The organism is Streptomyces sp. NPDC048353 (assembly GCF_055587165.1).
On the sequence record NZ_JBVJGU010000003.1, the window covers coordinates 26,769 to 34,745 of the forward strand.

Annotated in this window: 8 protein-coding genes; 3 read left to right on the top strand and 5 right to left on the bottom strand. The window is 70.5% G+C overall.

What is annotated here, in order from left to right:
• The first annotated feature begins 8 nt into the window (after positions 1-8).
• The 3 genes from ACZ6RC_RS10635 to ACZ6RC_RS10645 are packed head-to-tail and all read left to right on the top strand — an operon-like array spanning position 9 to position 3,187.
• On the top strand, positions 9-1,238 hold the full coding sequence (locus tag ACZ6RC_RS10635) for a cytochrome P450 family protein (RefSeq protein WP_469580893.1): 1,230 nt from the start codon (positions 9-11) through the stop codon (positions 1,236-1,238).
• A 55-nt stretch (positions 1,239-1,293) separates the two neighbouring features.
• Positions 1,294-2,037 (top strand): SDR family NAD(P)-dependent oxidoreductase, encoded by a 744-nt coding sequence (locus ACZ6RC_RS10640; RefSeq protein ID WP_391134058.1) that lies wholly within the window; start codon positions 1,294-1,296, stop codon positions 2,035-2,037.
• A 34-nt stretch (positions 2,038-2,071) separates the two neighbouring features.
• On the top strand, positions 2,072-3,187 hold the full coding sequence (locus ACZ6RC_RS10645; RefSeq protein WP_453610664.1) for an SIS domain-containing protein: 1,116 nt from the start codon (positions 2,072-2,074) through the stop codon (positions 3,185-3,187).
• A gap of 64 nt (positions 3,188-3,251) precedes the next feature.
• Here the strand turns inward: ACZ6RC_RS10645 and ACZ6RC_RS10650 are convergent, their stop codons facing one another.
• The 5 genes from ACZ6RC_RS10650 to ACZ6RC_RS10670 form a co-directional block, all read right to left on the bottom strand.
• Complete coding sequence (locus ACZ6RC_RS10650; RefSeq protein WP_453610666.1) at positions 3,252-4,082, bottom strand: TetR/AcrR family transcriptional regulator; 831 nt, start codon at positions 4,080-4,082, stop codon at positions 3,252-3,254.
• Between the two features lie 112 nt (positions 4,083-4,194).
• On the bottom strand, positions 4,195-5,043 hold the full coding sequence (locus ACZ6RC_RS10655; protein WP_469580898.1) for an ABC transporter permease: 849 nt from the start codon (positions 5,041-5,043) through the stop codon (positions 4,195-4,197).
• Complete coding sequence (locus tag ACZ6RC_RS10660; protein WP_453612268.1) at positions 5,040-5,954, bottom strand: ABC transporter ATP-binding protein; 915 nt, start codon at positions 5,952-5,954, stop codon at positions 5,040-5,042. The genes ACZ6RC_RS10655 and ACZ6RC_RS10660 overlap by 4 nt, the downstream gene beginning before the upstream one ends.
• A 165-nt stretch (positions 5,955-6,119) precedes the next feature.
• Entirely contained in the window at positions 6,120-6,365 is a 246-nt protein-coding gene (locus ACZ6RC_RS10665) for an acyl carrier protein (protein ID WP_391134069.1), read from the bottom strand.
• 21 nt (positions 6,366-6,386) lie between these two features.
• A complete protein-coding gene (locus ACZ6RC_RS10670; protein ID WP_469580901.1) occupies positions 6,387-7,754 on the bottom strand; it encodes a class I adenylate-forming enzyme family protein in 1,368 nt (455 codons plus the stop codon).
• Between the last annotated feature and the right edge of the window lie 223 nt (positions 7,755-7,977).

The window sequence follows — 7,977 nt, forward strand, 5'->3', positions numbered from 1 at the left end:
GCATCCGCATGACCGTCATCCCACGCCCCGTCACCCTGCCGATCGTCATGGGGGGCGCGGAGTTCGCCGCCGACCCGCCCGCCCACTACACCTGGCTGCGGGAGAACGCCCCGCTCGGGCAGGTCCGGCTGGACTTCGGAGCGTTCGCCCAGGACGTCTGGGTGGTCTCGCGCTACGCCGACTGCAAGGCGATGCTCACCGATCCCCGCCTGCTGCGGTCCCCGTACGGGCCTCCGCCGGGGGTCGAGATCCCCGAGCACATCCGCCTGGTCAGCTCCACCCTGGACATGAAGGACGGGGACGAGCACCGCAGGCTGCGCTCCCTGGTGGCCGCTCCCTTCACGCCGAAGCGCATCGAGCATCTCGGCGAGCAGGTCCGGGTGCTCGCCGAACGCCGGCTGGACGCGCTCGCCGGCGCCGACGGTCCGATCGACCTGCGCCAGGACTTCGCGCTGCCCGTGACCTACACCGTCATCGCCGACCTCGTCGGGGTCGGCGAGCAGGACCGCGTCCGCTTCCAGCAGGGCGTCACGGCGCTGATGAGCGGGTTCAGCGGCTCCCGGGAGGACTGGGAGGCGCACGTACGCGACCTCGTGGACGTCACCCGTGACCTGGTCGCCCGCAAGCGGGCCGAGCCCGGGGACGACGTCGTGACCGGTCTGATCGAGGCCGAGGAGGCGGGCGACCGCTTGGACGACACCGAGCTGGTGGCCATGGTGTTCAGCCTGGTGACGGCGGGCTACGAGACGACGTACAACCTGATCACGAACGCGGTGGCCGCCCTCCTGGACCACCCCGGCCAGCTCGCCCTGCTGCGTGCGGCGCCGGGCGACGAGACGCTGTGGCGGTCGGCGGTCGACGAGGTGGCTCGCTATCTGCCGCCGATCACCGGCACCCGGCCGGCCACCGCGGTCGAGGACATCGAGTGGCACGGACAGACCGTGCCCGCCGGGGCGTCGGTGCTGCCGCTGCTCGCGGCCGCCAACCGCGACCCGGAGGTGTTCGAGGAGCCGGAACGCTTCGACATCACCCGCTCCCCCAACCCCCACCTCGGTTTCGGCCACGGCGTGCACTTCTGTCTCGGTGCCAACCTGGCCCGGATGGAGGCCCGGGTGGCGCTCCAGGTCCTGTTCGCGCGACACCCGGAGCTGTCGCTGGCCGTCGGCCGTGACGAGCTGGCCCTGGAGCCCATGCCCCTGTGGACCCGCTTCCGCGAACTTCCGGTCACCCTCGGCTGACCGGGGCGGGACGTCCGTACGCCCGACTGTCCACCGACGCGCCGAGGAGAGGACCATGCCCGACCGCACCGCTGTCGTCACCGGAGGAACCAAGGGGATCGGGGTCGCGCTCAGCCGCCGCCTCGCCTCGCTCGGCTATCACGTCGTCGCGGTGTACCGCGCCGACGAGGCCGCCGCGGATCTGCTGGGCAAGGAGCTCGGCGACCGCGTCGAGACGGTCCGGCTCGACGTCGCCGACCCGGCGGCGGTGACCGCCTTCGCCGAGCGGGTGCTCTCCGCGCACGGCGCGCCCCGGGTCCTGGTCAACAACGCCGGCCGCAACATCGACGGGCCGTTCCTGGAGATGACGGACGACGACTGGCGGCAGGTGCTGGACGCCAATCTGTCCGGGCCGTTCTATCTGACCAAGGCGTTCGCCCCCGCCATGCTCGGCCTGGGGGGCGGCGCCAATGTCGTCAACATCGGGGCGACGACCGCGATCCGGCCCCGCCTGAACGGCGTCAACTACTGCGCGAGCAAAGCCGGACTGCTGCACCTGACCAAATGCCTCGCCATGGAGCTGGCCCCCGCCGTCCGGGTCAACTGCCTGATCCCCGGAATGATCGACACAGACGAGATGCGCACCCGGTACCGGGTCGCCGATCCGACGGCACGCGCCGATTTGCTCGCCGAGATCCCGCAGCGGCGGATCGGCACGCCGGAGGAAATGGCGGACGCCCTGGAGTTCCTGGTCGGTGACGGGGCCCGCTACATCACCGGCCAGAAACTCATCGTCGACGGTGGCCAATTCATGTGGTAGCGGTCACCGCCCCGTCCGAAAGAGAAGGGCCTTCATGTTCGCACGCCTCGACCGGTACGCCGATTTCCTCAAGATCAGGTACCGCTCCGACTTCCTCAAGTCCGGCGAGTACTCCCTCGCCGAGGTCACTCCCGAATTGCGCGAGCGCATCGAGAGCGGGCAGTTCCACCGCATCGTCTTCTCCGGGATGGGCTGCTCCGCCATCGTCTCCGATGTGATCGGGACGTTCCTCAACGCCTCGGGTGCGGGAGTGGAGGTCCTGGTCTTCAACGACTACGACTTCCCCTACCTCGTCCCGCGGTCGGTGGTCGAGGACGAGGGGACGCTGTTCGTCATCAGCTCCTACAGCGGCCATTCCGAGGAACCCGTCCGGGTCTTCCACCAGCTCGCGGGGCGTTACCACCGCACCCTGCTGCTGACCTCCGGCGGCCGGCTGGCCGAGCTGGGCCGGCAGGCCGGGGTGTCGGTGGCCCGGTGGGAACTGGGCGAGCCGGACCGGGAGTACCCGCTCTTCCACGTCGGCCAGTACTTCGCGATCCTGCTCGACATGTTCCCGCGGCTGGGTCTGATCAAGGCCGACCACCGGGCGGAGGTCGCCGCGCTGGCGGGCCATCTGGCCGAGGACTTCACACCGGCGCTGGAGGAGCTGGCCCGCGCCACCGCGCTGAGCGCGCAGGACGCGAACATCATCATGCTGGCGTCGCCGAAGTGGTACAAGAGCCTGCTGAAGCTGGCCAAGATGCACTTCAACGAGATGGCGATGGCACCGGCGACCCGGAACTTCTTCCACGAGTTCTGCCACAGCGAGGTCGCCACGCTCTCCGACCCCGACCGCCGGCACAGCGTCCTGCTGTTCCGGGACGGCGACGACGACGCCTACACGCGGCAGAAGATGGACAACCTCGTCCGTCTGCTCACCCGCGACATCCCGCAGAACCGGAACATCTCGGTGACCGAGTTCACGCTCGACCAACCGACGTTCATGCGGAAGTACTTCACCGCGCTCGAGTTCGTCCAGCACACGGCGCTGCACCTCGGCCGCCTCTACGACACCAAGTCCCGCGACCTGATCTCGGAGTCGGCCGGCAACCCGTGGTACCACACGACCTCCATCCTGGCCGAGGCCGGAACGGCGCAGACGCCGGGCTGACCCCCGAAGGGGCGGGGCACCCGTGTCGGGGTCCGTCGTGCGGGCACGGTCCGGACGGCGGACCCTACGCGCCCTCCGCCACCCGGGTGTCCCGGTCGTCCTGCCCGCTCCGGCGGACGATGGCCTCGATCCCGTCGAGCAGGATCGCGAGTCCCGCGTCGAAGGTCTCGGTCGCCTCCCTTTCCAGGTACGGCCGTTCCGGGTCGGGCGGATTCGCGACGGCTTCCGCGGCGAGCCGGACCACCGTCGGGAAGCGCGCGGCGAAGTCGGGCACGACCTCCTCGAAGGCCGCGGAACGGGCGGCCCACCAGTCCTCGTCGGAGACACCGGTCGCGGTGGCTGCCTGCCGGGAGTCGACCACCGTCTGCGCGGCGCCCCGGACGTGGTTGATCAGTGTGCCGACGACCCGCCGCAGCACGGGCGCGCCGAGCCCGGTCGCGAAGAGGATGCGCAGGACCGTCTCCAGCAGGGCGTTCTCGTTCGGCCCGAGGACGGGGCGCGCCTGGGAGATCTGGAGGGTCCAGGGGTGACGCAGGCAGAACGCCCAGTAGTCGTGCGTCCAGGCGGAGAGCGCGGCGCGCCAGCCGTCCGCGAGGTCGTACCCGGTGGGCAGTTCGGCCAGGGCGCGGTCGTACATGAGCTCGAGCAGCTCGTCCTTGCTGGGCACATAGGTGTAGAGCGCCATTCCGGTCCGCCCGACGCGCCTGCCCACCTCCCGCATGGACACCGCGGAGATCCCCGAGGCGTCGGCGATGGCGATGCCGGCGTCCACGATCGCGTCCACGGTCAGTCCCGGCCGGGGTCCGGGACCGCTCCGGGTGACCGCTTCGCCGGGGGTGCGCCACAACAGGGCCAAGGAACGACGGAAATCCCCTTGGCCGGCGAAAACCACCACCATATCCCCTTGACTGATGCCGGACTGGACGGTCATTACCTTACCGCACGGCCACTCTCCGGCCGCCCTTCGTGCGGGGCCGCCGAAACGCGTGACGGCCCCGCGGCGGTTTTCACTGCATGGCTGCTTTCCGGCGCTCTTCGACGGCGGAGCCGGATTCCTTGCGTGCCATTCGGCGCAATACCACAGGCGCCAGGAGAAGACCGAGGGCGGCCCAGGCGCCGAGCACGCAGAACGTTTCGACATACCGCCAGGAATTTCCGATCTCCACGGCGGCGAACTCGTCCGGCAGCAGGGCGGCGCGCATTCCGAGACCGAGCCAGTAGACGGGGAAGACCTGGGCGACCCACTGGAGCCATTCCGGCGCCTCGGTGACCGGGAAGAAAATGCCCGAGACACCGAAGAGCGCCAGCAGCGGGAACATGACGACACCGATGTTGCGCGGGCTGGCGAGCACCGACCCCAGGACGGCTCCGAAGGGCATCGTCGCGAGCATCCCGAGCACCAGGACCGCGCCCAGGGTGAACCAGGCGCCGGCGCTGTCCAGGCTCACCCCGTCGAAGAGGAGGACACCGGGCACCAGCAGCAGGGCGGTGGTGATCAGGGTCGTCGCCGCGGAGTGGACGATCTTGCCGACGAGATAGGCGACCATGCCGTTCGGGGCGGCCTTCGCCCGCAGCAGGGTGCCGTCCTCGCGCTCCATGAGCAGGTTGAAAGCCACGGCCTGGAAGCCGTTGAAGGCGAGGGTCAGACCCAGCAGGCCGGCCAGGGTCGTCGAACCGACCGAGAAGCCGGTGCCCCCGATGTCGGAGCCGCGCCGCAGCAGGGCGACGACGAGCAGGACGACCGGGATGAACAGCATGCCGAGGACGTCCTGGACGTTGGCGAGGGACTGGCGGGTCTCGATCCGCCCCGCCGCCAGTCCGCTGCGGACGGCGGTCGCGGTCGCGCTCACGCTCATGACGACACCTCCGCCACCCGCTCGGCGGCCGCCCGGGGCGCGCCCAGACCCGGAAGTCCGGCGTCGTCCCGGCCGGACTCGGCGGCATGCACCATGGCCAGGTAGGTGTCCTCCAGGGTGGCCCGGCGGACCTCCAGTTTGTCGACTCCGGCGCCGTGCGCGGCGAACAGCTCGCGGACGAACCGGCTCGGGGTCGTGGTCGAGGCGGTGCACCGTTCGCCGTCGCGGACCCAGCGCACCTCGGCGCCGGTCTCCACCTGCCGGGCCAGCTCCTCGGGGGTGGCATCGGCCACGATCCGCCCCCGGGCCAGGATCACGATGCGGTCGGCCAGCTTCTCGGCCTCGTCCAGGTCGTGGGTGGTCAGCAGGATCGTGGTGCCCTCGACCTCGGCGAGCCGGCGCACCAGCGCGTGGAACTCCTGCCGCGCCTCCGGGTCGAAGCCCACGGTCGGCTCGTCGAGGAAGAGCACCTCGGGGCGGCCGACGATGCCGATCGCCACGTCGAGGCGCCGCCGCTGGCCACCGGAGAGCTGCCCGACACGCCGGCCGGCCTGCTCGGTGAGGCCGACGGCCTCCAGGAGTTCGTCCACGTCACGCGGACGGGTGATCCGCTCGGTGGAGTACGGCGCGTACAGCGAGCCGTAGTGGGCGAGGAACTCGCGGACGGGCCACTTCGCGTGGTCCCGCCAGGACTGGAGGACCACGCCGAGGCGGGCCCGCCAACTCTCGTCGCCGTGCGCCGGATCGGCGCCGAGCACCCGCACCTCTCCGGCGGAGCGCAGCCGGAAGCCCTCGAGGATCTCGATCGTCGTCGTCTTCCCGGCGCCGTTGGGGCCGAGCAGGGCGACGACCTCGCCTCGGGCGACCCGGAAGTCCACCCCGTGCAGGACGGTCGTGGATCCGTAGTTCATACGCAGGTCGACGACCTCGATGGCGGGCTGTGCCGCCGTGTCCGCAGTCACGTCAGTCCCCTCCTTCCGCTATCTCATTACAGCGTAAAACGTTAGCACGCGCCCCTCCCCGGCACCGGCGGCGCGCGGGAACCGGGGAGGGGGGCGGAAGGGCGGACGGCCGCCTCAGCCGGCCACCGTCCCGGGGAAGCGGTCGAGCAGGTACGCGTGGATGTCGTTGACCGAGTTCAGCGTCTGGAGCTCTTCGAACCGGGGGTCGAGACGGATGCCGTGCCGGTCCTCCAGGGCCGCTTGGAGGGTCACCATCGTGAAGGAGTCCATGACGAACTCCGCGTCGTCGCCGATGTCGTCGGACAGCGCCAACGAGCGGCTCCAGGAGAGGATCTCCCTGATCTCATCCTTGCTGATCACTGACGTTTCCCTTCGGACGGGTCACAGGCCGGTGCGGATCGCGTTCCGGTCGCGGACGAGCTTTCCGGTCTTGTTCCGGGGCAGCGCGCGGAGGACGAAGAACCGCTTGGGGACCTTGACGGCGCTCAGCCGCTCCTTGCACCAGGCGATCAGCTCGCCCGCCTCCGGCGTCGCCTCGCCCCCCACGTACGCCTCGATCACCTCGTGGTGGAGGACCACCGCCTCGGCGACCGCGGGATGCGCCCGCAGCACGGCCTCGACCTCGGCGAGGTCGACCTTGAGGCCGCCGATGGTGACGAGCGAGTCCAGCCGGCCGAGGATGCTGAGCTCGCCGGTGGTGTCGTCCGCGGCGAAGCGGTCGAAGGTGCGCAGCCACCCGTCGGCGTAGCGGTCCGGCTGGTCGTCGAGCGGGTACGGCGACCGGTCCAGGCGTACGTAGAGCTCCTGTCGGACGATCTTCGCCTCGACCCCGGGCACCAGGCCGCCCAGCACCGGCGGCCGCGGGCCGTGCAGACCTGCGGCGAGCAGGCCGGTCTCGGTCACGCCGTACACCTGGCTCACCCGGATCCCGTACCTGCGGTGGAACCCCTCGTACACCTCCACGGGCAGCGGTTCGCCACCGGTGACGGCCAGCCGGAGCGCGGGCAAGGGGGGCACCGACGAGGTCCTGGTCAGGAGTTCGAAGTGGGCCGGCACTCCGTAGATCGCCACCGCCCCGGTCTCCTGGGCCGTCCGCAGGATCTCGGCCGGCGTCGGCAGGGCCGGCAGCACCACCGTCGCGCCCTGCCCGAGGGCGTGCAGCACGCCGGTGATCAGGCCCATCGTGTGCACCAGAGAGTTGAGCAGCACGAAGTGGTCGCCGGCGCCGGGCAGTTCCGGCAGGGCGGCGTGCCGGTCGAGTTCGGCGAGCAAGGAGGCGGGGGTACGGCCGATCACCTTGGGCCGGCCGGTCGAGCCCGAGCTGAACTGGACGAGGCAGTGGTCGGACGCGGCGGGGCGCCCCGACGGCCGGGCGCCGACGCGGAAGCCGACCTCCTCCTCGAAGCCGGTCGCCGGTCCCTGATGACCGTCGGAGTCGATCACGTACTGGGGCCGGAGCAGCTCGGCCAGTGGCTCGTACTCGGCCGGTGTCGCCCGGAAGTCGACGAGGAGGACCTGCGCGCCCCGGCTCCACAGGGCGAGCAGCACCCGCACGTAGGTGAGGCTCGGCCGCATGCGGAGCAGAACGGTACTGTTCTCGCCTATTCCCTGCCGGCGGAAGGCGAGACCGAGTTCCGCCACCGCGGAACGCAGTTCGGATCTGGATTCCTCCGTGCGTGAAATCGCCCAGGGCTGCCGGTCCGCACCGGTATCCAGCAATGATTCACCCCACCAGGACGCGATTGCCATACCTCTCCCTCATCGGCTGGAATGATCGGGAAGTCAACAGGGTGATTATGGGCGCACCGCACGGAAATTCACTGTCCCGCCGGCGGGACAACCGACGGTTCCCGCAGGCCTGCTCACGCCATTGACTCTGCGAACCCCCGTGTTAGGTTCGGGCGGCGCCCGGACAACGGAAAACCGGATCGCACGACAACCGTTTGCATTCTTCCCGCCGATGTATCGAAAA